The organism is Nostoc sp., assembly GCF_036919895.1.
Taxonomy (GTDB): domain Bacteria; phylum Cyanobacteriota; class Cyanobacteriia; order Cyanobacteriales; family Nostocaceae; genus Nostoc.
This window is the reverse complement of the sequence record NZ_JBALBW010000076.1, coordinates 1-23,934: the sequence shown is the minus strand read 5'-3', so window position 1 is coordinate 23,934 and position 23,934 is coordinate 1. Positions and strand designations below refer to the sequence as shown.

19 protein-coding genes and 1 riboswitch are annotated in these 23,934 nt (G+C 41.9%); of the genes, 15 read left to right on the top strand and 4 right to left on the bottom strand.

Annotated elements, in window-relative coordinates; genetic code table 11:
• Positions 1–330: 330 nt before the first annotated feature.
• Together V7K55_RS14930 and V7K55_RS14925 are read right to left on the bottom strand one after the other, a co-directional pair.
• Entirely contained in the window at positions 331–654 is a 324-nt protein-coding gene (locus tag V7K55_RS14930) for a hypothetical protein (protein ID WP_334832565.1), read from the bottom strand.
• A gap of 781 nt (positions 655–1,435) precedes the next feature.
• Positions 1,436–2,254, bottom strand: a complete 819-nt coding sequence (locus V7K55_RS14925) for a hypothetical protein (protein WP_334832567.1) — start codon at positions 2,252–2,254, stop codon at positions 1,436–1,438.
• 105 nt (positions 2,255–2,359) lie between these two features.
• Here V7K55_RS14925 and V7K55_RS14920 point away from each other — a divergent pair, with 105 nt between their 5' ends.
• From V7K55_RS14920 to recG, 9 genes are all read left to right on the top strand, one after another.
• Positions 2,360–3,157, top strand: a complete 798-nt coding sequence (locus tag V7K55_RS14920; RefSeq protein WP_334832563.1) for an HAD family hydrolase — start codon at positions 2,360–2,362, stop codon at positions 3,155–3,157.
• A gap of 50 nt (positions 3,158–3,207) precedes the next feature.
• Positions 3,208–3,942 (top strand): Uma2 family endonuclease, encoded by a 735-nt coding sequence (locus V7K55_RS14915; protein ID WP_334832561.1) that lies wholly within the window; start codon positions 3,208–3,210, stop codon positions 3,940–3,942.
• Between the two features lie 570 nt (positions 3,943–4,512).
• The gene (locus V7K55_RS14910) at positions 4,513–5,955 is read left to right on the top strand and encodes a cytochrome ubiquinol oxidase subunit I (protein ID WP_334832559.1); all 1,443 of its coding nucleotides are present in this window, start codon (positions 4,513–4,515) and stop codon (positions 5,953–5,955) included.
• 86 nt (positions 5,956–6,041) lie between these two features.
• Positions 6,042–7,055 (top strand): cytochrome d ubiquinol oxidase subunit II, encoded by a 1,014-nt coding sequence (gene cydB / locus V7K55_RS14905; RefSeq protein WP_334832557.1) that lies wholly within the window; start codon positions 6,042–6,044, stop codon positions 7,053–7,055.
• Between the two features lie 255 nt (positions 7,056–7,310).
• Positions 7,311–7,481 (top strand): hypothetical protein, encoded by a 171-nt coding sequence (locus tag V7K55_RS14900; protein WP_334832555.1) that lies wholly within the window; start codon positions 7,311–7,313, stop codon positions 7,479–7,481.
• 212 nt (positions 7,482–7,693) lie between these two features.
• The gene (rpsB, locus tag V7K55_RS14895; RefSeq protein WP_334832553.1) at positions 7,694–8,488 is read left to right on the top strand and encodes a 30S ribosomal protein S2; all 795 of its coding nucleotides are present in this window, start codon (positions 7,694–7,696) and stop codon (positions 8,486–8,488) included.
• Between the two features lie 262 nt (positions 8,489–8,750).
• Positions 8,751–9,695: a translation elongation factor Ts gene (gene tsf / locus V7K55_RS14890; RefSeq protein WP_334832551.1), complete on the top strand. Its 945-nt coding sequence runs from the start codon at positions 8,751–8,753 to the stop codon at positions 9,693–9,695.
• 227 nt (positions 9,696–9,922) lie between these two features.
• The gene (locus tag V7K55_RS14885; protein WP_334832549.1) at positions 9,923–10,762 is read left to right on the top strand and encodes a hypothetical protein; all 840 of its coding nucleotides are present in this window, start codon (positions 9,923–9,925) and stop codon (positions 10,760–10,762) included.
• Positions 10,763–10,842: 80 nt separating this feature from the next.
• Positions 10,843–13,356 carry an ATP-dependent DNA helicase RecG gene (gene recG, locus V7K55_RS14880; protein ID WP_334832547.1) on the top strand — a complete coding sequence of 838 codons (2,514 nt, stop codon included), beginning with the start codon at positions 10,843–10,845 and terminating at the stop codon, positions 13,354–13,356.
• A 399-nt stretch (positions 13,357–13,755) separates the two neighbouring features.
• Here recG and V7K55_RS14875 read toward each other — a convergent pair whose 3' ends face one another.
• Positions 13,756–15,531, bottom strand: a complete 1,776-nt coding sequence (locus V7K55_RS14875) for a bifunctional serine/threonine-protein kinase/formylglycine-generating enzyme family protein (RefSeq protein WP_334832545.1) — start codon at positions 15,529–15,531, stop codon at positions 13,756–13,758.
• A 666-nt stretch (positions 15,532–16,197) separates the two neighbouring features.
• A complete protein-coding gene (locus V7K55_RS14870; protein WP_334832543.1) occupies positions 16,198–17,151 on the bottom strand; it encodes a glycosyltransferase family 2 protein in 954 nt (317 codons plus the stop codon).
• A gap of 478 nt (positions 17,152–17,629) precedes the next feature.
• Between V7K55_RS14870 and V7K55_RS14865 the strand changes: the two genes are divergently transcribed.
• The 6 genes from V7K55_RS14865 to V7K55_RS14840 form a co-directional block, all read left to right on the top strand.
• Entirely contained in the window at positions 17,630–18,604 is a 975-nt protein-coding gene (locus V7K55_RS14865; protein WP_334832541.1) for a cation diffusion facilitator family transporter, read from the top strand.
• A 123-nt stretch (positions 18,605–18,727) separates the two neighbouring features.
• Positions 18,728–18,967: a hypothetical protein gene (locus V7K55_RS14860; RefSeq protein WP_334832539.1), complete on the top strand. Its 240-nt coding sequence runs from the start codon at positions 18,728–18,730 to the stop codon at positions 18,965–18,967.
• A gap of 20 nt (positions 18,968–18,987) precedes the next feature.
• Positions 18,988–20,946, top strand: a complete 1,959-nt coding sequence (locus V7K55_RS14855; protein ID WP_334832537.1) for an alkaline phosphatase — start codon at positions 18,988–18,990, stop codon at positions 20,944–20,946.
• A 112-nt stretch (positions 20,947–21,058) separates the two neighbouring features.
• Positions 21,059–21,565, top strand: a complete 507-nt coding sequence (locus V7K55_RS14850) for a PEP-CTERM sorting domain-containing protein (RefSeq protein ID WP_334832535.1) — start codon at positions 21,059–21,061, stop codon at positions 21,563–21,565.
• 550 nt (positions 21,566–22,115) lie between these two features.
• A riboswitch (cobalamin riboswitch) is annotated at positions 22,116–22,259 on the top strand.
• A 307-nt stretch (positions 22,260–22,566) separates the two neighbouring features.
• A complete protein-coding gene (locus V7K55_RS14845) occupies positions 22,567–22,977 on the top strand; it encodes a DUF1636 domain-containing protein (protein WP_334832533.1) in 411 nt (136 codons plus the stop codon).
• A 206-nt stretch (positions 22,978–23,183) separates the two neighbouring features.
• Positions 23,184–23,934: TonB-dependent receptor (locus V7K55_RS14840; RefSeq protein ID WP_334832532.1), on the top strand; the 751-nt coding region annotated here is incomplete at its 3' end.

Here is a 23,934-nt window from a genome sequence, read left to right as displayed (position 1 = left end):
AGGGATTTTCATGCTCTCTTAGAGTTTTTAGTAGTCTTTCTTTCTGCTCTTGAGATAGATGGTTTTTTGCTGGCATATGTCCCTGTTCATAGCTAAACACTTAATTTTATATTATACAAATAAGCTGCGTAACAGCTTACTGTGAGAATCTGCGATCGCATCTAATCTTAAATTCAGGACTCTCTCTGTTCCTGCTTGGGTACTCCGCTTTGTTTTTTTTTACGATAAATCATCGATACGTGGTGATTGGGTTTCTTCATCTGAAATTAAAAACTGCTCTTGCTGAAAGTACACAAGAGCAGTTTTAATAGCAAAGCCCAAAATAAAGATTTAGGCATCTTCAAGTTCAAATTGAGCCACTGTAACGGCGTTAAAAGCAAAAGCTAAAACTAATGGCATCGGCGACTGAAACCAAAAGGTAAAAAGAACAGCTAGGATTGTACCAATGACTGCGGACATCGACCACAATCGTTCTTCAAAAGTCAATCCCTTCTCAGCTTTAATCACTCTGAGAACAGTAATTGGGATTGGTTCTGGCATTACCCCACCCGGAGGGAAAGCCCAGAAGTTGTTACGTCGCTCGACAAATAAATCTGTCCAGCCATTTTCTTGGCACCATGCCTCAATCCATTGAAGTGAGTAATGATTCATCATCGGGTTTCGGAGTTCGATTTGTGGAAGTTGTGTACTTGGTGAATATAAACTCTTGGAGATTCCTAAAGAACTAAGCTAATCGCTATAAAATTAACGCTAATTATCCAATTTTTAAGCTTTGTTAAGCAGTTGAGACGTATATGACGTATATATTTAAGTAGGCTCAAGCCTGACTTTCATTAATTAAAAGACTAACAGTTGATGGGCGCTGTCTAATTGAAAAGACAATAAACTTTACTAGGAAAATTCATTGTCAAGAATTGTAAATAACTCAGTGAGTATTACTGCTTAATAAAACTATTCATGTCGTGAAATTAAAATCTAAAAATGAATAATTGTGAACAAATAAACATGTGTAGGCATAGCCCGTTATAGACATTGCTTTATGCGGCTAAACTATTCTTTTTGAGTTAGGCATTTCAAGTTTTCCCTTCATCAATAAAGATAGTTTCTGCTTTTTGCTATATTCTGCTAAAAAATTACAAGTGTAAATAATAACTTTACTCTCGTCACTCTCTCAGTATTAAGCAATAAATTTCTTGATATTAAGTATAGATTTTCAGGCATTCAAGTTTGATTTTTTCACTATAATCCAGCGATGCCTACGAGGGGCTAGGTCTAGGCTAGTGATTTAAAGGTAGCGATCGATAGCCTGAAATAAGGAATTTAGTTATGTACATGAAAGTCATTTTGTACAGCGTGTCAATCCTAATCTATACTTAACAGGGTTTAGATGAGATGGTATTACATTGAATTATGTCTACCTACTTAAAGCCATAACTTATTGTCTAGCCGAGCCTGATTTTTTGATTCCAGGTTGGTTTGGCGGAGTTGGGGAATTTGGTTGGCGACTAGTACGAAAAGTCACATTCACGCCTTCATTCGATTGCTCCAGAACCAGTAGAGGCGTGGGTTTAGCCTTTTGATCCCAATGCATAGTAGCAATCCGACCCTGAAGTGTTGGTTGCCAACTATCTTCATCTTCTATGGGACTTAGATAAGTTTCTATACAGTCAATAATTTGACTAATAGTCGCAGAAGTCGCTTGTGTCGGTAACTTCATTAAGCGGACTTGAATGCGAAACAGCACTCGTTTAGCAGAGTTCCCTGGACTCCCAGTTTCATACTCTACATCAAAAGTTTCATCTACTTGCCGTCCAGAGCTATTAGCAATTCCGACTGCTCCTTGTTGGGCTTGATTTGGACGCAGAGCTTGAGTAACTTTATCTTTGATCTCAATCTTTATCTGATTAAGGATTGCAAAATGAAACACCTCCTCTGACATCCGCATTCGCAGATAATCTAGGTTAAAGTCCCGTGAGTTGACCAAATCGGGATTAGTTTCCATTTTGCGAATCGTTTCTAGCGCGAGCTTAAACTTTTTTTCTAATTCTCGCGTCCGGAATTGTTCGAACTTAAGTTTTTTCTCCAGCTTATCCTTCTGGAGCTTACTATAGACAATTAAAGCAATCACCGCGAAAGCCAGTCCTCCAGAAGTTACCAACAATAATGGTGGTATTTGAGGATTACTTGCTGGCACTTCATGGGTTGCTTTTTTAGGCTTTGGCGGGGATTGGGCAAGAAACATCGAAGTGAGCATGGTTGGAAACTGAAAAACTTGACTCCTGATGTTTAGGATGCCCAAATCTTCAATGCCATCTTGCTGTATGATTAACATTTTTAACAGCTTTTTACAAAACCCCGTATGTCCAGACATTTGAGCATTCCTGCCCTGTCTGAGGTTTCATCTACAAGCTTTAGCAATATTCGTCTGATAGCTACAGATATGGATGGCACGCTAACTAGACGAGGGAAATTTACTACCCCACTGCTACAAGCTTTAGAGGATTTAGCGGCAGTTGACATTAAGGTGCTGATTGTTACAGGGCGTTCTGCTGGGTGGGTGAGTGGATTGAGTGCGATTATGCCAGTGGCAGGTGCGATCGCAGAAAATGGCGGTTTGTACTTTCCACCTGAAAACCTGGAACCAGTAGTTTTAACACCCGTTCCCGATTTAGTTAAACATCGCCAGCACTTGGCTACAACTTTTGAGAATTTACAAACTAAATTTCCTCAAATTCAAGAATCTGCTGATAATCGCTTTCGCATCACCGACTGGACTTTTGATGTAGCTGGTTTGAGTCAAGATGAACTACAAACCCTAGATAATCTCTGTCAACAAATGGGTTGGGGATTTACCTATAGCAACGTGCAGTGTCACATTAAACCCCAAGGACAAGACAAAGCTGTGGGATTGTTGCAAGTATTGCGCGAATATTTGCCTCAGTACTCACCAGAACAAATTGTTACTGTAGGCGATAGTCCCAATGATGAAAGTTTATTTAATCGGCGTTATTTTCCTGTTTCTGTAGGCGTTGCAAACGTACTGGAATATATAAATCAGTTAAAATATCACCCTGCTTATATTACTAATGCTGCTGAAGGTGAAGGATTTTGTGAGTTATCTAGTTATATTTTGAAAAGCTTGTACATCCCAAGTTAGGGAGAGCCAAACTTGCTCTACAATAATCTCGTAGCGCTGATTTTACAATTATGACGGCTACTTTACCTGTTGGTATCGAATCAGAAATCTTCTATCCCAGTGCTGATGGTCAACCAGTGGCAGAAACCTACGATCATCTTTATGCCTTGCTAACTACTCTGGAAGTCCTAAAACAGTATCTGGCAGATCGTCAGGCAACAGTATTAGGAAATCAATTTCTTTATTATGCACAAGGCTTTCCCAAATTGCGGGTAGCCCCAGATGTAATGGTGATTTTTGATGTTGCACCTGGTGGTCGAGACAACTATAAAATCTGGGAAGAGGGTCAAGTACCCACAGTTATTTTTGAAATGACATCCTTTGGTACTAAAGGACAAGACGAAATCTTCAAAAAGACCCTCTATGAGCAGCTAGGTGTCAAAGAATACTGGCTATTTGACCCTAAAGGTGAGTGGGTAGAACAACAGTTACGTGGCTATAGGCTGCGGGGAGAAATCTACGAACCCATACAAGATGGACGCAGTGAACCGCTACAACTGCGCTTGGTGATTGAGGGAAGGTTAATTGGATTTTATCGAGAAGATACAGGGGAAAAATTACTCATCCCTGATGAACTGGCACAGGTTTTACGGCAGGAAGTTTTAGCAAGGGAGCAAGCAGAAGTACTTGCAGAACAAGAACGTCAACGAGCAGAACAAGAACGTCAACGAGCAGAACAGGCAGAATTGCAGATAGAACAGTTAAAGGCAAGGTTGCGATCGCTCAATGTAGACCCTGATAAGTAGTCAGACAGAATTAATTACACAATGTCATTGCGAATGGAGAGAAGCGGAATGTACTCCTTCGGAGAACCCGCAGGGGTAGCAATTCGCTTGCGGCTGGGATTGCAAATCTACAAGACGCTGTTCGCGTTCGCTCGCAATGACTGTAAATATTTTTGTCCGACTACTTACTATTCAGTAATATGCAGATTTTTTTTGGACAGCTACGTTTTTTCTTTGACATTTAAATTGGCGACGATTTATCAAAACAGAATAGCTGAATTCTTCTTCAAGGTTATAAATTGTTACTAATGTCAAAAGACAGGTTGTAATTCTTTGCTATGACATTTAGTCAAACTAAAAAATCTATAAAAATTTAAATAATATCCAGATAAATCATTGATATGGTAGGTTGTTTGAGCCATAACTCCCGCCTTTTTGTATTACAACGAATAAGGGATTACGAGATTTTAATTTAAGCAAGCTACGCGCATCGGCGACTTCAGGAGAAGGGTAGAAATGTTCCGTTGACATTTGGCTATGACCCAAAGATGCTGTGCAAGTCAAGATGTAAAAGAATTCAGAGGTTAGTTCATGGATTTTCTATCGAACACTGTTGCCCTATCGCGGATGCAGTTTGCACTGACGGCGATATTTCACATGCTATGGCCCGTTCTCACCACTGGGATGGGCATTTATCTGGTCATCGTTGAAGGAATGTGGCTAAAAACACGCAATCCCGATTACTACCATCATGCTCGTTTCTGGGCAAAGTTATATGTCTTGAACTTTGGCATTGGTGTAGCATCCGGTTTGCCAATGGAGTTTCAATTTGGTACGAACTGGGCACCATTTTCTGAAGCGGTAGGTGACTTTTTTGGCAGCATTTTAGGCTTTGAGGCTTCGATGGCATTCATGCTAGAAGCCGGATTTCTGGGTATTATGCTGTTTGGTTGGGAGCGAGTCAACCCAGTGATTCACTATTTCGCCACAATTATGGTTGCCTTTGGCGCAAACCTATCTACCTTCTGGATTTTGGCCGCAAATTCCTGGTTACAGACTCCAGCCGGTGGAGAAATGGTGAATGGGAAGTTTGTTGTCGATGATTACTTTCAGGCAATCTTAAATCCCTTCATGCTCAACAGTGTCTCCCACATGTTTTTGGCGACGCTGGAAACTTCTCTGTTTGTGATTGGGGGAATTAGCGCTTGGTATATTCTCAACCACCGTCATGAGGCTTTCTTTGCGCGATCGCTGAAAATTGTCTTAGCAACTGCGATCGCTGTAACCCCATTACAAATCTATATCGGACACCTCAGCGCCGAGCAGGTAGCCGATTATCAGCCTACCAAACTCGCGGCAATGGAAGCCAAGTGGGAAACTAGTCCAGCCGGACAGCCCGCGCCCTGGAGTGTGGTGGCATTGCCCAATAACAAGACCGAGCAAAACGACTGGGAAATCTCAATTCCCAACGGCTTAGGCTACATTTTAGAATTCAAAAAGAACCTGTCTAAACCCGTTCTTGGACTGAAGCATTGGAAGCCTGAAGATCGCCCCCGGATGGTGGGTTTGATTTATTACGCCTTCCGCATCATGAGTGGTATCGGCTTTTTCTTAGCTGGATTGATGGGACTCAGTGTGATTCAGTGGTTGCGGGGTAAACTCTCATCAGAGGCGATCGCCCAACAGAAATGGCTACTGCGAATCTGGATTTTGGCGGCTCCACTGGGCTACATCGCCGTCGAATCGGGCTGGATTGTGCGCTGTGTTGGGCGGCAACCCTGGGTGCTTTACGGGCAAATTCGCACCGCAGATGGAGTTTCTCACCTACCTGCTAGTGAAGTCTTAACATCTCTGGTGATTTTTGCTGGAATTTATACAGTCCTGTTTATTTGTGCCTTATTTTTTGGTAGTCGAATCATTCGTCAAGGCCCCAATCTGGAGCTTCCAGTTCCAGGTATTGATACCCAACCATCTGTAGAAACTACTCCGGCTGAATTTGTTCCAGATCAACGTCCTGTTGAAGCAGAGCAATGAAACCAATTAGCAATTCGCAATTCGCAATGAAGAGTGCTAAGTAGTGAGTGGTGCGTGCTGATTATGGTAAATCAATAGGTAATTGTATGGAGAATCTAGAACATTTTTTAGCGCAAGTCTGGTTTGTCATCTTGGCTCTGTTTTTATTTCTCTACGTCATGTTAGACGGGTTTGATCTAGGCGTAGGTATCCTGTCTCTAACCAGTTCCAATGACGACCGACGCGACATCTTAATGACGAGTTTAGGTAATATTTGGGATGCAAATGAAACTTGGTTGGTGTTGATGGGGGGTGCATTGTTTGGGGCATTTCCTCTCGCTTATGGCACTATTTTGAATGCCCTCTACATTCCCATTTTTGGGATGATATTTGGCTTGATTTTTCGGGCTGTGGCCTTTGAGTTTCGAGAGCATTCTACAAACAAACTGTTTTGGAATGTGGCTTTTGGAGTTGGTAGCTTCATGGCAGCGCTGTTTCAAGGATTTGCCTTGGGTAGCATTTTGGAAGGCATTACGGTGGATGAGTCGGGTCACTTTACCGGCACTATGTGGGACTGGCTGGATTGGCGATCGCTCTTAGTTTCCTTGACATTAATCCAGGGTTATGTATTGATTGGCTCAACCTATCTCATTCTAAAAACCGAAGGAGAACTCCAAACCTCCCATTACCGCACAGCAAAACTCGCTGCCTGGACAACGCTTTTAGGTGCAATCTTAATCACCATTGCCACCCCTGTTGTGTATGAAAATGCCAGGGCAAAGTTATTTCACCAGCCAGAAGTGTATCTATTTTCAGTCATTCCAGTGCTAGGTGTGCTACTGATTGGGCTATTGATTAGAAGTCTGAACCGTAAAGAAGAAACTACTCCCCTCGTTTGGACAGTGCTGCTTTTCCTACTTACTTTTGTGGGGTTAGGATTAGTTGTTTTTCCCTATATCATTCCCCCAGGAATCACCATTTATCAGGCAGCGGCAGCACCTAGTGCATTAGTCTTCATGATTATCTTCATTGGATTTCTGATTCCAATTATGTTGTTTTACAACATCTACAATTACATTGTGTTTCGAGGGAAAGTGGCAGGCACAGATTATGGAGGATAGGTGATACCAATTTCAGAAATGATTGTTGATTTTTGTCCAAAGTCCAATTTGCCACATTTATTACCTCGGACAGAATAGAATGATTGGTGTCTACCGCGTTTCAATCTCGGAAATCTCAACAGTACTGATTTGATTAATGAGACTGTTTTATACAGCCATTGGTCAAAAGTTAGAATTTTATTTCCAACTTCCACTAGAAAGTCCAAGACCAATGTAGAGTCAAGAATTTGCCTTTAAATACTGAGGTATAAAATTATGCAAGAAATCGAAAGATTCTTTGGCAACTTGTTCAGTGGCATACTCAACCGCTTTAAGTATTCTGCGATGGACGCTGCCGATCGCAAAATGAGAGAAACTATTGACGACCAGGTAGAACAACGGCGGCAAAAACCTAAGTCAAAGGATCAAGAAGACCGCGATTTGTAATTCGTAATTCGTAATTTTGAGTTCAATACAAGCATAGCGCTGACTATTGTTGAGTGGGCAGCGCTATTTTGTCGTCTTTACCAAACAACAACTCTTGCGAATGTGCTAACCTAGTATGGTTAACTAATCTCGCACATCTGAGAATTCGGGTGTTTCCCAGTTGGGAAATGCACTTGGATGGAGGTTTAACCCGAATCGGAGTAAAAAAATATATGCCAGTAGTTTCATTGGCTCAAATGATGGAGTCGGGGGTTCACTTTGGGCATCAGACCCGGCGTTGGAACCCAAAAATGTCTCCTTACATTTATACTTCCCGCAATGGTGTGCATATTATCGACTTGGTGCAAACTGCCCAGTTGATGGATAATGCTTACAACTACATGCGATCGCACGCAGAACAAGGGAAGAAATTTCTTTTCGTCGGCACTAAGCGCCAAGCAGCTGGAATCATTGCTCAAGAAGCTAGCCGTTGTGGTTCCCACTACATTAACCAACGCTGGTTGGGTGGAATGTTGACCAACTGGGCAACCATCAAAACACGGGTAGACCGTTTGAAAGATTTAGAACGCCGTGAAGAAACTGGCGCACTAGATTTATTGCCCAAAAAAGAAGCATCAATGCTACGTCGGGAAATGACGAAGCTTCAGAAGTACTTGGGCGGCATTAAAACAATGCGGAAAGTACCCGATATCGTGGTCATTGTAGACCAACGGCGGGAATATAACGCAGTTCAAGAATGCCAAAAGCTGAATATTCCTATTGTGTCTATGCTGGATACAAACTGTGACCCCGATGTAGTAGATATCCCCATTCCAGCAAACGATGATGCTATCAGATCAATTAAGCTGATAGTCGGGAAATTGGCAGATGCCATTTATGAAGGTCGTCATGGTCAGCTGGAGGCTGAAGAGTATGACGAAGATTACGACGGTGGTGAGTATGACGATGACTACGAAGAAACCGAATATACTGATGCCGTAATTCCCGAAGAGGGAACAGAAGAATAGTACTGTTAGCGGAAAGCTAAGGTTTAGCCCGTGAAGAGTGCTAAGTCCTGAGTAAGATAGAAAGACTCAGCAAATTGAATAGTGCTGAGTCTTGATTTTTGAAGTTGTAAGTTGTGATTTGTCAATGAAGAATAAAATTGATAACTGAACACTCAAAACTCAGCACGGGCTAAACGCCGAGCTTACGCTAACAAAACTCAGTACTCAGTACTAAATTAGGTGAGTGATTACAACTCGAGGTCAAGTTAGGAATTGAGGCAACATGGCGGAAATATCTGCAAAACTCGTCCAAGAGCTACGCCAAAAAACTGGTGCCGGCATGATGGACTGCAAAAAGGCGCTGATAGAGACTGAAGGCAACGTAGAAGAAGCCGCAGACTGGCTACGGAAAAAGGGCATCTCTAAAGCGGGGGCAAAAAGCGATCGCATTGCGGCAGAAGGTCTAGTAGACACTTACATTCAACCTGGTGGTCGAGTAGGTGTACTCATCGAAGTCAACTGCCAAACCGACTTTGTGGCTCGTAACGACGCTTTTAAAGCTTTAGTTAAGAACCTGGCAAAGCAAGCAGCGACTGCTGATAGTGTTGAGTCTTTGTTAGCTCAACAATATGCTGAGAATCCAAGCGGGACTGTTGAAGAATTCATCAAGCAAACTATTGCTACGCTCGGTGAAAATATCCAAGTGCGTCGCTTTATCAATTTTGCACTAGCAGAAGGCGCGCAAGGTGTAGTAGAAAGCTACATTCACACTGGCGGTCGAGTTGGTGTATTAGTAGAACTGAGTTCTCAAACAGAATCAGCAGCTGCTAACTCAGAGTTTCAAAGCTTGGCACGGAACACCGCAATGCAAGTTGCAGCTTGTCCAAATGTCGAGTATGTAAGCGTAGACCAAATCCCTGCCGAAGTTGCCCAAAAGGAAAAAGACATTGAAATGGGCAAGGATGATTTGGCGAACAAGCCAGATAACATCAAAGAAAAGATTGTTCAGGGACGGATTGAAAAACGCTTGAAAGAATTGACTTTGCTCGATCAGCCTTACATCCGCGATCAGAGTATTTCTGTGGAAGACCTCTTGAAGCAAGCGAAGACGCAATTAGGCTCAGAGATTCAAGTTAATCGCTTTGTCCGCTATATATTGGGCGAAGGCATTGAGAAACAAGAGATTAGCTTTGCTGATGAAGTCGCTGCACAAATTGGCAGCATGTAATATTAGTTAGGAGTTAGGAGTTAGGAGTTAGGAGTTAATAGGAAGTTAGCTTCATAATTCCTAACTGGTTAAAGGACAGGTCAAGCAAATAGCCTGGCCTGTGTTTTTTTAGTAGAGATGCGAAATATCGCATTTAATTTAAAATCTAAAGACCTTTGGGAAGTTATTATAAAATAAGTTTGTACATTTGTACTATTTAATAGTTCACATGGACAAGAACAAAAGATATGGCAAGAGCAATCGAGCGAATTGAACGGGATATTGCAGCACTAAAAGAAGCGATTCGGGCGATCGCACTAGAACTACAAAACGCTTATGCTAGTTATCTAAATACCTTGGGGCTAGCTGTACGAAAACAGTTGATTCTGGCGAGTTATCACCTCTGTACACAGGGGTATCCCGAAAACTTTCTGCATCTGTCATTAAATCAGCGCCAACAATTGCAACAAGGCATCCGCAAGTTAGGTCAAGTAGCTGGGGAGCAATTGCTCAATTGTATTAAAAGTGACGATGCTGGAGTAGATAAGGAAGATGACGAAGATAAGGAGAATAAGGAAGTAACATCTTCTGAACTTCTGGACACCTCAAATTCTCAGCCTCTGAGTGCGGATACCTCTAATCCTATAGAACTGGCAAAATGGCAACAGAACTTAGAAGAGGTCACGCAAGAGATACTGAAAAAAGTTTCCCATGATGCTAATCTTTTATTACAAAAATCTGGGGTATTACCCAAAAAATTACCAGAACCGATTTTAGCGGCCGCGGCTGCGGCGGCATCAGAAGCATCTGCCGAGGCTATGCCAGGGCCACCAAACTTATTAAACTTAGTAATTGAAATTGAAAATGAGCAGCAGTCTGAAGATTCTGGGCTGACGCAAATCATGGCTATTAATTTACGGCTAGGGGAAATTGAATTTGCTGATGTGGCACTCTCCTCTGAACGCAGACAAATTCGCAGTATTTTAGTTCAGCTAAACAAGCTGGGACGAGAGTATCAAAAGAAACATCGGGAAAGAGCGATCGCAGAAGCTGAGGCTGCATGGCGTGCTAGTTGGTTTGAGGATTAGTCATTTGTCATTTGTCATTTGTCATTTGTGAATAACTAATGCCCCATGCCCAATGCCCAATGCCCCATCCCTAATAACCGATGATTAATGAAAAACCAGATTGGATACGATTGCAGAAAGCCTTGGCAATAGAAGCTGAACGAGGCTTTACAGACTTGATGGGGAGAGAATACCGTTTCAGTGAATTTCTGAGCCTAACTTTGGGTAAATTCCCAACAGGCTTACCCCAAACTGAACGCCGCCGTTGGCAAGGACTAGCGGTGCAATTTGCTAGTTATCCACATCTGGCGCTGGAAGAAAGACAACATTTAGTAGCAGAGACTCGTAGATATCTCTCGCAACTACAGCAAGAGGAGGAGGGGGAGCAGGGGGAGCAGGGGAAGCAGGGGAAGCAGGGGAGCAGAGGAGCAGGGGAGCAGGGAAGAATTAATCAATTAAAAATCCAAAATCCAAAATCTCCAATTGTTGCTGAGGTGAGTCGGAGACTTGCACCAAAAATTGAGCAAAAACTCAGTGATTTACCAGAAATAGGCTTTAAAAAAGCTGATAATTTGGCACGGCTTGGTTTACACACTGTCCGCGACTTGCTTTTTTACTATCCTCGTGACCACATTGATTATGCGCGTCAGGTGAATATCCGCGAGTTACAGGCAGGTGAGACAGTGACAATAGTGGCTACAGTGAAGCGTTGTAACTGCTTTAGTAGCCCTAAAAATCAGAAATTATCAATTTTAGAACTGGTTGTAAAAGATAATAGCGGTCAACTGAAAATTGGTCGTTTTTACGCAGGTACGCGCTTTAGCAGTCGCGCTTGGCAAGAAAGTTTAAAACGCCGTTATCCAGTAGGTAGTATTTTAGCGGCGTGTGGGTTGGTGAAAGAAAGTAAATACGGCTTGACGCTTGATAATCCAGAACTAGAGGTTTTGGCAAATCCAGGAGATTCCATTGAGTCGCTGAATATTGGGCGGGTAGTGCCAATTTATGGATTGACTGAAGGCGTGGTGGCGAATACAGTCCGACAGGCGGTAATTGCTGCTTTACCTGCTGCGGCTAATATGAAAGACCCTTTGCCAAGTGGTTTGCGACAGAAATATGGTTTGATGGAATTGAAAGATGCGATCGCTAACATCCATTTTCCCGACGATAGCGCCACCCTACAAGTTGCCCGTCGCCGCCTAGTCTTTGATGAATTTTTCTACCTACAACTTGGGTTACTGCAACGTCAGCAGCAAGCAAGGGCTATTCAAACCAGCGCCATCCTCGTCCCAAGAGGTCAACTTGTAGAGAAATTCTACGAAATACTGCCTTTTCAACTCACTGGCGCACAGCAACGAGTTCTTAATGATATTCTTAACGACTTGCAAAAACCTGCACCAATGAATCGTTTAGTGCAAGGTGATGTCGGTTCGGGTAAAACGGTCGTGGCCGTGCTAGCTATCCTTGCAGCAATTCAATCTGGCTATCAAGCGGCGTTAATGGCTCCCACGGAAGTTTTAGCTGAACAACATTATCGCAAGTTAGTTAGCTGGTTTAACCTCTTGCATTTACCAGTGGAATTACTGACAGGCTCCACCAAAACTGCCAAACGAAGACAAATTCATTCTCAGTTAGGAACTGGTGAATTACCTCTCTTAGTAGGAACTCATGCCTTAATTCAAGACTCTGTAAGCTTCCAGCAACTGGGGTTAGTGGTGATAGATGAGCAGCATCGTTTCGGGGTAGAACAACGGGCGCGTTTGCAGCAAAAAGGCGAACAACCCCATGTGTTAACTATGACAGCTACCCCGATTCCCCGAACACTGGCACTGACGATACACGGGGATTTAGATGTCAGCCAGATTGATGAGCTACCACCGGGACGGCAAAAGATTCAAACAACAGTCTTATCCGGTCAGCAACGCAACCATGCTTACGACCTGATCCGCCGAGAAATTGCCCAAGGTAGACAAGTTTACGTGGTTTTGCCTTTGGTAGAAGAATCAGAAAAATTAGATTTGCGATCGGCTGTGGAGGAGCATCAAAAGCTACAGGAAAGTGTTTTTCCCGACTTTCAAGTGGGGTTGCTGCATGGCCGCATGAGTTCAGCTGAAAAGGACGAATCTATTACCAAATTTCGTGATAACCAAACGCAGATTTTGGTTTCTACTACAGTTGTTGAAGTGGGTGTAGACGTACCAAATGCCACAGTAATGCTCATTGAAAATGCGGAGCGATTTGGTTTATCCCAACTGCACCAACTGCGAGGGCGTGTCGGTCGTGGCGCGGCTCAATCTTACTGTTTATTGATGAGCAGTTCCAGAAGTCCTGATGCTCAACAACGGCTGAAGGTGTTGGAACAATCTCAGGATGGCTTTTTCATCTCAGAGATGGATATGCGTTTTCGTGGCCCAGGGCAAGTATTAGGAACTCGTCAATCTGGAGTGCCAGATTTTACCTTAGCGAGTTTGGTTGACGATGAAGAAGTTTTACTTTTAGCGCGGCAAGCAGCCGAGAAAATAATAGAAATGGATGTAACTTTAGAGCGTTGGTATTTGATGAAAGAAGAGTTGAAATATCGGTATGAGCGATTGATGGGCGGGGCGATTTTGACTTAACATCTTAGAGGATGTTGGGTTGAGGAACGAAACCCAACCTACAATTTGCTTTTTTAAAAAGTCGGGAATCTCGCAGAATTAATTGAGTCGAACAAGTGTTCGGTTTTGCAACTTTGACGCTATTTGTTTCAAATTTATTTCAGAATGAATTAATTGAGTCGAACAAGTGTTCGGTTTTGCAACCTACCAAGCTATCCGACTCGGTTTTATATTCGGAGGTTGTCACCTTCCTCACTGGTTCATATCTGGACTCCCTTATATAGCGGTTCCCGACCTAGTGAGGTACGCTTTAAAAGCTATTAACCTTGATAAACAAGATTTGAGTGTACCTCAGTTGCTTAGGAAACGCTATATACGCTCGATAAATTCCCACTTATCAACTCTGACAATGGGGAGTACTCACGCCACCGCCTCCGCAACCACGCGAAAACCAACAGAGTCGTCACGATGCGCGTGCGCGAACCAACCGCGACGGGCAGAACGGCAAGCCCCAGCGTCGCTAGACCAACTACCGCCACGCAGTAATTGAACGTCATTATCTATACCAGTTACCGACGCAGTACCATCTGTTGGCGCACCCTGGTAATTGTCATTATATACATCTTGACACCATTCCCATACATTACCGCACGTATCATATAAACCGAAAGAGTTAGGCGGAAATTTTCCTACATCTGTTGTTTGTTGACGATATTCGCCCTTTGGTGCAGAGCCGTAAGGATAGTTACCTTTGTAGTTAACTAAATCTGTGGTAATCGTTTCACCAAAATAAAACGGGGTCTTGGTTCTAGCACGACAGGCATATTCCCATTCCGCCTCGCTGGGTAGCCTATAAGTTTTTCCTGTCTCCTGGCTTAATTTTTTACAAAATTCTACTGCATCATCCCAACTTACGTTTTCTACAGGTCGTTTTTCACCTTTGAAGTAGGAAGGATTATTACCCATAATTGCTTGATATTGCGCCTGGGTAATTTCATATTTACCCATGAGGAACCCAGGAACTGTTACTTGATGCTGTGGACTTTCATTATTTAGTCGTTGCGCTTCCCCTAGTGGTGAACCCATCGTAAAGGTTCCCCCTGGTATCTGCATCATGTCCAGAGTGACACCATTCCCTAAGTCTTCTTCAAAATATGCTTCCCAAAGGCGCGGTACTAGAATTGTCAAACCCAACCCAGCACCCGCAAACCCAACAGTTTTAATTACACGTCGTCGTGACCAGTTAGGTAAAATTCGTTTTTTTGATGGCGGTGGTGTTTGTATGGTTGGTGTTGTTATGGTTGGTGTTGTTATGGTTGGTGTTTGTATGGTTGGTCTTGTTATGGTTGGTGTTGCTTGTCGTTGTTGTGGCGCTGACGGTTCGAGCGCTTCTAAAGCTTCCACTGCTGAAAGGTATCTATCTCGAAAGTGATAACTCACCATTTTATTTAAAACATCTGCCAGTTTCTCACTGACATTTGCCCAATTGCGCCAAATCACTTCACCATCAGTCGGGTCTTTTGGTAGTTCGTGGGGTTGTAACCCCGTTAAAGCCTGAATCCCTAACATCCCCACCGCATAAACATCGCTATTTAACTTTGGTTGTCCGGCTGCTTGTTCGCTTGGCATATAACCAAGACTACCAATGGTAACACTGACACTAGTTTGACCTTGAAGATTCACCCTCATGGTGTTTACTTCTTTGACTGCACCAAAGTCAATTAGCACTATTTTACCGTCTTGCCGACGACGCATTAAGTTTTGGGGCTTGATGTCGCGGTGAATGATGTTTTTTTTGTGGACTACTGCTAATATTTCTAAGATTTCTTTTAATAGTTTGGTGAGTGCTATTTCTGTTAACTTTTGACCAGGAATGATTTCATGGCTTAAGTCTTCCCCATCTACAAATTCTTGGACTAAATAAAATTCGCCTTGTTCTTCAAAGTGGGCAAATAGTCGCGGTATCTGGTCGCTATCATTACCTAAGCGGTATAAAACTTGGGCTTCGCTATCAAATAATCTTCTAACGATTTGTAATACTGCGGGGTCAGAATTGGGTTTGAGGTGTTTGACTACGCACTGGGGTTGGTTAGGTAAGTCTAGGTCTACTGCTAAATAAGTGTCGCCAAATCCGCCACTTCCGAGGATTTTGATAATTTTATAGCGGTTACGCAGGACTGTACCAGTCGTAGGCATGGTTTTGACTTGGTAGTGGGGATTTTGGTTTATTGTCCCAAATTTCTAGGTATTAGAGCAAGATAATTGTTTTCACGCACAGACGGTCATTTGTCATTTGTAAGGGTTTTAAGTATATTACGAAACGTAATATACTTGACTTTTTTCGCACCAACTTACTTACACACAAGTTATCGAATGATTATCCGTCCTCGAATTACCCCACCCTAACCCTCCCGTATGTATTGGCTAGGGTGTACGCACAAGTGCTGTCCACATAGGTTTCAACTCTTTTACCCACATTTTTATCAGAGTTAAACTGTCGCACTTACCGACATCCCGCCCTGAACTAAAGTTCAGGGCTAATAGCTGAAGTCCACTTAAGTGGACTTCAGCTATTAGACTCGGAATTCATTCCGAGGCGGGATAGAAACGTAGTGCAAGATTTATTAATGATATGGCTGCGACAAGACTTGTGTGTACACCATAGGTATGTATTGGGGAAGGAACTAGTACAACAAGGCAAAAGTAAAAAGGCAAAAGTAAAAAGGCAAAAGTAAAAAGAAAGAACGCTGATTTTGTAAGATATCTAGCGATTTTAAATGGGTGGGTTATTTACGCCGTGTTGTACTAGATTTTTTTGTTTCCCCCTTTTCCAAGGGGGCATTGGTAATAATTCGATTAAAATCACGATAATTGCTGCATTTCGGCATAGGCTTCATAAACACCCTTCACGTTGTACCAGTTGAGGAAAATCCGGGCAATTTCTAAAGCTAATTGCGGTTTACCTAAATTAATTAGCCATTGCAATAACGGAGCCATTGTCCGTTCATTCAGTGCGCCATTTAGTGACAAAATCCCCCAAAGCAAACGATGCAGCCAAGTCATTTGAATCATCATTCGCACTTCCCATGTGGGATGCTTTTGATAAAATAAAACTCCCATACGTCCGCGTTGAATTTCTTGGTCAATTAATCGGGGAATTTGCTCTAAATTAAATGCTGGATGCCAATGATATCCTACAGCTTCTGGACATTTAATTAGTGTCAAACCTAGTTTTTTTAGCCGCACACCCAATTCTAAATCTTCCCAGCCATAGAGTTGAAAACTGGTATCAAAAAGTCCGGCTTTCTCTAGCCAATGCTTAGGGATTGCGACATTTCCGGTAGCAAAAAAAGCTGCTGAAAAATCTGTTACTTTATAGGGTTCAGCCGTTGGGTTGTGGAAATTACAAGTATTAATAACTGCACCGTAAGTAAACAAGCGATCGCTCCCCAGTTTCTCTTTTCCCTGCACTAGCGCGTCAGTATGAGCTTGCAAGAAATTCTCTAGCACCACTAAATCACTATCAATAAAGATAATTGTGTCTCCCAGCGCCTGTTTTACCCCCAAATTACGAGCCGCAGCTGGGCCAGCATGATCTTGCTGAAACCATCGCACATGGGAAAACTCGTCTTTGTGTGCTGCTAACCACTCCAATGTGCCATCAGTAGAACCATCATCCACCAAGACAATCTCGTAATCAGTAACCGAACTTGGCTTACTCAACTCCTGCACCTCCAAGGCACGGAGGCACTTTTCTAAAATCGGTTGACGATTATAAGTCGGTATAACAACGCTGAAAAACACAGTCTCACCCACAACACTATATATCCATCTCCAGGATAGGACACATACGACACTTACACTGTTCCTTAGTAGATTATAAATAATGGTTATCATTCTCTATAAAAAATTGGAGGTAATCGCAACTTTTGATTAAAAATAAACTTTTGTGTAATTAGTAACAAATTACATTACTGACAGGATAATTGCTGGAAATGTTAAGTATTAATCTGCTTAAATTTCTAATTTTTAACAAAAGCATTACCATTTCTTAAATTAAGTACGATAATTTTTTTATAGAGACATATTTGTTATTATTTTTGCATCTTTATGAATTTACAAAAATATATTTTAATAAGAGATTAATTAGCAATTTGATAAATAATTATTTAATGTATGGTGTTAAAGAATGGCATTTAAAAATTGATATTCCGACTTAATAACATATTCACCACAAGAAGAGTTGGTATAATTTTAAAAGCTAATACTGTGCTGTAAAAAGGTTTTTTGAGTCATGTTTTCACTTCAATGGTGTAGATGTACGGAAGATTCTGTAAAAGCAATTAACAGTCAACAAAAAGCAAGGAGTTTGTGGATAACAGTAGGGTTACTGGCTATTTTTTTTATTGCTGAATGGAGTGTTGGTCTATGGAGTCAAAGTTTATCTTTGCAAGCTGATGCAGGACATATTTTATCGGATATTACAGCCTTGGTGATATCGCTACTTGCTAGTTTTCTAGCACAGCAACCAGCTAAGAAAAAAGCAACCTTTGGAAATCAGCGAATCGAAGTTTTAGCAGCTTTGCTGAATGGATTAGGCTTGGTGGCGATCGCTACATTTATCACATGGGAAGCTATTCAACGCTGGCAACATCCAGCAACCATTTTGGGCTTACCAATGTTAGGGATTGCCGTGTTAGGTTTAATCGTCAATCTGCTCAATATTACTTTGCTTCATCCCCACACTCACAACGATTTAAACCTGCGTGGGGCTTTGCTTCACGTCATTGCTGATACCGCTAGTTCTGTGGGCGTAATTATAGCTGCTTTAACAGTTCATCTTTGGGATTGGTGGTGGGCAGATGTTGCTATTAGTTTAGTAGTTGCAATCTTTACGGGTTTAAGTGCTTTACCTTTAATTCAAGAAAGTTTAAAGATTTTTTTGGAGTATGCACCAGAATCAATTGACCCTGTTGAGGTAGAAATATCTCTTAAATCTTTTCCTGGTGTTGTGCAAGTAGAGAAACTCCACATTTGGACACTTAGCTTAAACAAAGTCATGCTTTGTGCCAATTTGACGGTTGAATGTGCAACTATCCAAGAACACGATCGCTTACTCAATAAGTTGGAAAATCACATCTGCAAAACTTTTCATATTACTGAAATAACTTTGCAGCTAACTAGCTGTATAAATCCTTCATTAGTGCAAATTCATCCTTTATTTAATCAAGATTTAGTTTTAATGTTATCTCCTAACAGAGCAAAATAAAACCAAAATATTTTACTCGACTTTCTCCAAAAATTACTTAAATTAAGATTTTAAAATTATGTTTTTTGCATTAACTTTAATTGTCCAAACATAGCAAAAGATTATTTACTCAGAGGTTTACTAATGATGAATTCCATTCAAAAATCCCCAATGATTTCATTCTTCAAACAGTACAAACATACATTAGTTTGGTTTATATCTGGTGTGGTTTTGGCAGTTTTGTTGTTCTTAGGAACATCAAATCAACAACCAGCAACAGCTACTAAACCAAGTCATGCCACAGTCTCTACTCAGCTAGATGTGACTGCTACACACTCAGACTTTGGTGCTACTCACCTAGAACCAAATTTTTATCAGTACTAACAACTTTAAGGCACATTGCAATGATTTCACTTTTGCGAAAGTACAAGCGATCGCTAGCCTTTGCTATGGCTGGCTTGCTGTGTACCGTTCTGCTGGTATTTGGTAATTCTGTTTTTCAGCCGACGATGGCCGCTGGTAATGGAATTAACGTAATTATCATGATTGGCGATGGTATGGGCTGGAATATGGCCCGAGCCGCAGCCGTTGCCAAAGGCGCTCCTTTTTATACAAGTGGTAAAGGTTCAGGTCTGAGCTTCCAAAAGCTAACTGGATATGGATTGGTGACTACTTACGGCACAACAATTCAAGGAAATACACCAGCTAAACCAACAGGTCAGCCCCACCTAACAGGTAACTCTGCTCTGGATGGATCTGATACATTCACCGGTGCAAGCCCTGTTCGTCCCAACTTCTCATTTAAGCCTACTCCTTTTAATCCAGGCGATCGCCTTGATGGTAACAGTTTGGCAGATGGTAATCTCACAGGTTACGACCCTAGCAAAGGCGGCCCTCTTCCTTGGATTCCTCTGACCCCTGCCAATGCTGGAACTTATGACACAGAGTACATCAAACACAGTTATCCCGACTCTGCTAACACCGCTACAACTCTTTATACCGGCGTAAAGAGCTTTAACAACGCGATGGGTGTAGATATTTACGAGAAAAAGTTAAAAACCATCCTGGAAATTGCTAAGGAAAATAGTAAGTCTACAGGACTAGTTACTTCTGTACCCATTAGCCATGCAACGCCTGGTGCTGCGGCTTCTTTTGTAAATCGTCGCAGCAAATACGATAGTAAGTACGACCCTACCAAGACTAACCAAGACAGTGTTCTGCAACAGACATTGCTAAACTTTCAGCCTAATGTTTTGTTGGGTGGCGGTCATCCGAAAGACTTTGACAATAAAAGTAGTACAAGTACCGCAGAGGGTGTCTTTAACTATACTTATATTACAGAAGACACTTATCAACATCTCAGCAATAACCCTACGTCCAATCGTTATGGCTATACCTTTTTGGAACGTGGGCCAAATGCAACTCAGACACTGCTAAACACGGCTGCTAAACTCGATCCCAATAAGGGAGACAAATTATTTGGTCTATACGGTGCGCGTGGACAAGAAGGCAACCTTCCTACTAGCTCTTCTAAGGGAGACTACAGTTTAACAGGTCTGAACAACGGCTCGCTCTATAGCTCTGTTGTTAAGAGTGTAAGTCCCTGTCCATCAGGTCAGATTATTCCTGGTACATCTGGGGATTGTGTTCCTGTTGTCGATGCAGCAGGGAACCCAATTTCTGGCCCCACACCTGATACTGTCCGTCCTCTAGCTCCCGGTGAAACCGATGCTAGCTTTATCGCCAGAGAGATTAACGAAAATCCGACTTTAGCCGATCTGACTAAAGCAGCTTTAACGGTTCTAGGTAAAGACAAAGACGGTTTTTGGCTGATGGTTGAGGGAGGTGATGTAGACTGGTCTGCTCATGACAACAACATGGATAACCTAATCGGTACCATGAATGATTTTGATAAGGCAGTCCAGCAGGTGATTACTTGGGTAGAGAATCATGGTGGTTGGAGTAAGAACCTACTTCTTGTGACTGCCGATCATGACCACTACTTGACTCTGAATGATGACTTTGCCTCTAAATTGACTCCTAACCCCGATCCTAAGCAGGCTAGAGGCTTGAAGTATAACGCTAAGGATATTACCTTCAACAAACACAACCCTAAAGACGCTGGTCACTTCTGGGGAGCCGATCCAAATTACAAGTACCTTTGGGGTAGCCATAGCCGTCGGATTGTACCTGTTTACTACCAAGGTGCTTATTCATCAACTCTGACTCGATCCTTTGGACAAAAGCTTGAGTTTACAGATAGTTCTGGTACTTACACTGCGCCCGGTGTTCGGGGTGTAGTCGATCAGACTCATATCTTCCAAGCCATGAAAAGTGCGATCGCAGGTAAGTCCGTAAATTGAATCCACTGCTTCACTAAACACTAACTACGTTGCAGAGACGTGGTAATACACGTCTCTGTCTCATAAAACTATTGTGGTATTTTTGCACCAGTTCTTTTATCAAGAGAAAAAAATGACTGACTCCATCTTCAAGAAGTTAGCAGCTGCAACGGTAGGAACTGCTTTGATTTTTTCATTAGGCGAGACTATCCCCGCTCAAGCAGCAGCCCTAACTTATAATTTTTTTAACGACGATAAAACTCTCACAGGCACTTTTTCATTCGACCAAGCAGCAGCAGACGATCAAGAAGTAACGATCGCTGAAGGTTTAAAGATTTCTGCTAACTATGGTGGAAAATTATACACTGAAGCGGATGATCCTCTAGCGTCAGTTTTCACCGACTTTTCGGGAACAATTTTTAACCAAGCCGGGTTAGGGTTGTATTTTACACCTAGCACTTTTAATGTCTTCCGCGATAGTTTTATCGATTTGAATGATTCAACTAGTGCGGGTGTTCAAACTGTCACTTATACAAGTATTCCAGAGCCAAGTTTGATGTTTGGATTGTCTGTATTTGGGTTGAGTTTGTTCTTGGGTAAAAAGATAGGATCTTCTAGACCATCAAGTACAAAAGCTTAAACCAGATCATCAAGAATAAACTGTTAGGCAGTTGATTTGCATCTATTTAAAACAGGGTGGAATTTTATCCACCCTGTAAATTTTTAGCATTGATTTAGTCTGGTGAAAACTGATACAAAGCTATATAAAAAAGTGTATCCCCTCAATACTTCGGGGTAGGCAGTTATTCTGATTGCCACGACCAACCAAAGGGATTAAGAAATGACACCAAAGGTAGAGATTTTGTTCGTCAAGTTTCTCAGTTGGTATATACATACTTAGAGCAACCGAAATTAACCCAGCTACCTTAAGGAATGTAGATTAAACAAAATGTAAGGCTCTGTTTTGTAGCCTTCACCAAGGATGTTATGAACGCAACACACCCAACGAAAGTTGCTCTTTATTAAATCCACGATGTCTGCAAAGTCCCCTGTACTGAAGTCGGGGATTCCTTTTGCGAGTATCAAGAGTAACATTGTTATATATTCCGTATTGCGTGAGTGATATTGATAACTGGAATATTTCTCAAAATTGTTAACGAATAAATTTGCATCCAGACAGTAACTATGGTAATGTTGCACATAACTATCGGTTCTGGTGAGGATCATCCATCAGAGGAAACGGGGAAAGTCCGGTGTAAATCCGGCGCTGTCCCGCAGCTGTAATGAGACTCATGTCTCAGAGTCAGAATGCCCGCCGAAGTTGGCTAATCAGTTCTACACGTCTGCGAGGCACAGATGAGCAAAAGTATAAATATTTCTATCATTATTCAGTCTCATTTCTTTAAAGAGCCAGAGATTCGCTATAGATTACGGCTTGCTACAAGATTATAGACACTCGATTTCAGCTACAAATTACACCTCCTAATTTTTCTCAGCCCGATTATCTGAGGGACTAGTTAATTATTACCAATAATTAGCAATAGATGTATTGCGGTAGTCAGCGACGCTAGACTTCAGCTTTGACAAAGCTGAATGATATCTACAATTCAGATTTATTCCTACACACTTCAAAATTAATTAATGCTTGACAAACAACATACTTTATTTGTTTGCACAACCTGCGCCAGCGTGTGGCAAAACGGTAAACGAGTTGGTATTAGTGGAGGCGAACAACTTCTACAGAAGCTTCAGGAACTCTCACAAGGTTGGGAATTACGAGAAAAATTCTCCATTCAGGCAGTTGAATGTATGAGTGCTTGTAACCGTTCTTGCGTCATTGCCTTTGCAGCAGAAGGAAAATCAACCTATCTCTTTGGGGATTTACCAGTTAATGACTATGCATCTGCTGTACTGGAATGTGCGAGTCAATACTATACCAAGTCTGATGGTTTGTTGCCTTGGTCAGAACGACCTGAACCTTTGAAAAAGGGTATTTTAGCAAAGATTCCGCCACTAAATAAGTGGGCAAAATTAAACATAAGTTGTTGTTAATTGATGACTGGATAAAATTTCCTAATTCCCAATCCTTAGTACCTAAATCATTAATCTTCAAAGGAACAGAAAACAGCACTTTCACCATTACCTGCATTTTGTCGTCAGGTGTTTAAGCGTTGCTTAGTGTGTTTTCCCTGCAAAAAACTCGGCTTTTTGTTTTAATCTCGTCAAATTTTTAGTTATACAGGTTGCTTAGATCATAAATGTCTACTAATTTTGTTGTTAGTTGCAAAATTCAAGTTGTTGTGTCTAATTTGACTATCTTTTTGGGGATACTATGCGGTAATCACAACATCACAGCCACAGAAGTTACACCAATATCAGAGTTTCCTCAACACAAAGGTAGTGCAAAAGACCTACAACCAGTTGCAGAACTCACACCTCAAAAGACTCCAGCAGCAACAAACAAACCACAAGGAATTGCTCAAAATCCTCCAGCATCCACAGAAGAGCCAGATATTGAATTAACAGTCATCGACAAGCTATTGAATGAACCCGTTTACTCACCCTTTCGCCGTGAGGGGACAGTAAAAGATTCCACCCGTCCGGTTTACGTGATTACTGGTGAAGAGATGGAAGCGCAAGGTGCTAGAACTGTCAGAGAAGCGCTAAAATTTCTTCCAGGTATTTTGTCTGATGGTACAGTTGGGACAGAAGTAAACGCTTTAAGCGGTCAATTTATCCGGGGTTCTAACTCTGCACAAGTCTTGATTTTGCTTGATGGTAGACCAATTAACGACTTGGGTTCTGGTGGTTTTGACCTTTCAGAATTTACTACCAATATCGTTGAAAGAGTCGAAGTATTACCAGGTGGTGGTTCTACCCTTTATGGTTCCGATGCAATTGGGGGAGTGATTAGCATTATCACTCGTCGTCCTACAGAAAAAGTGACAACGCAAGCAGGTGTTAATTTTGGCGCGTATGGGTTAAATCAGCAGACTATCAATAGTAGTG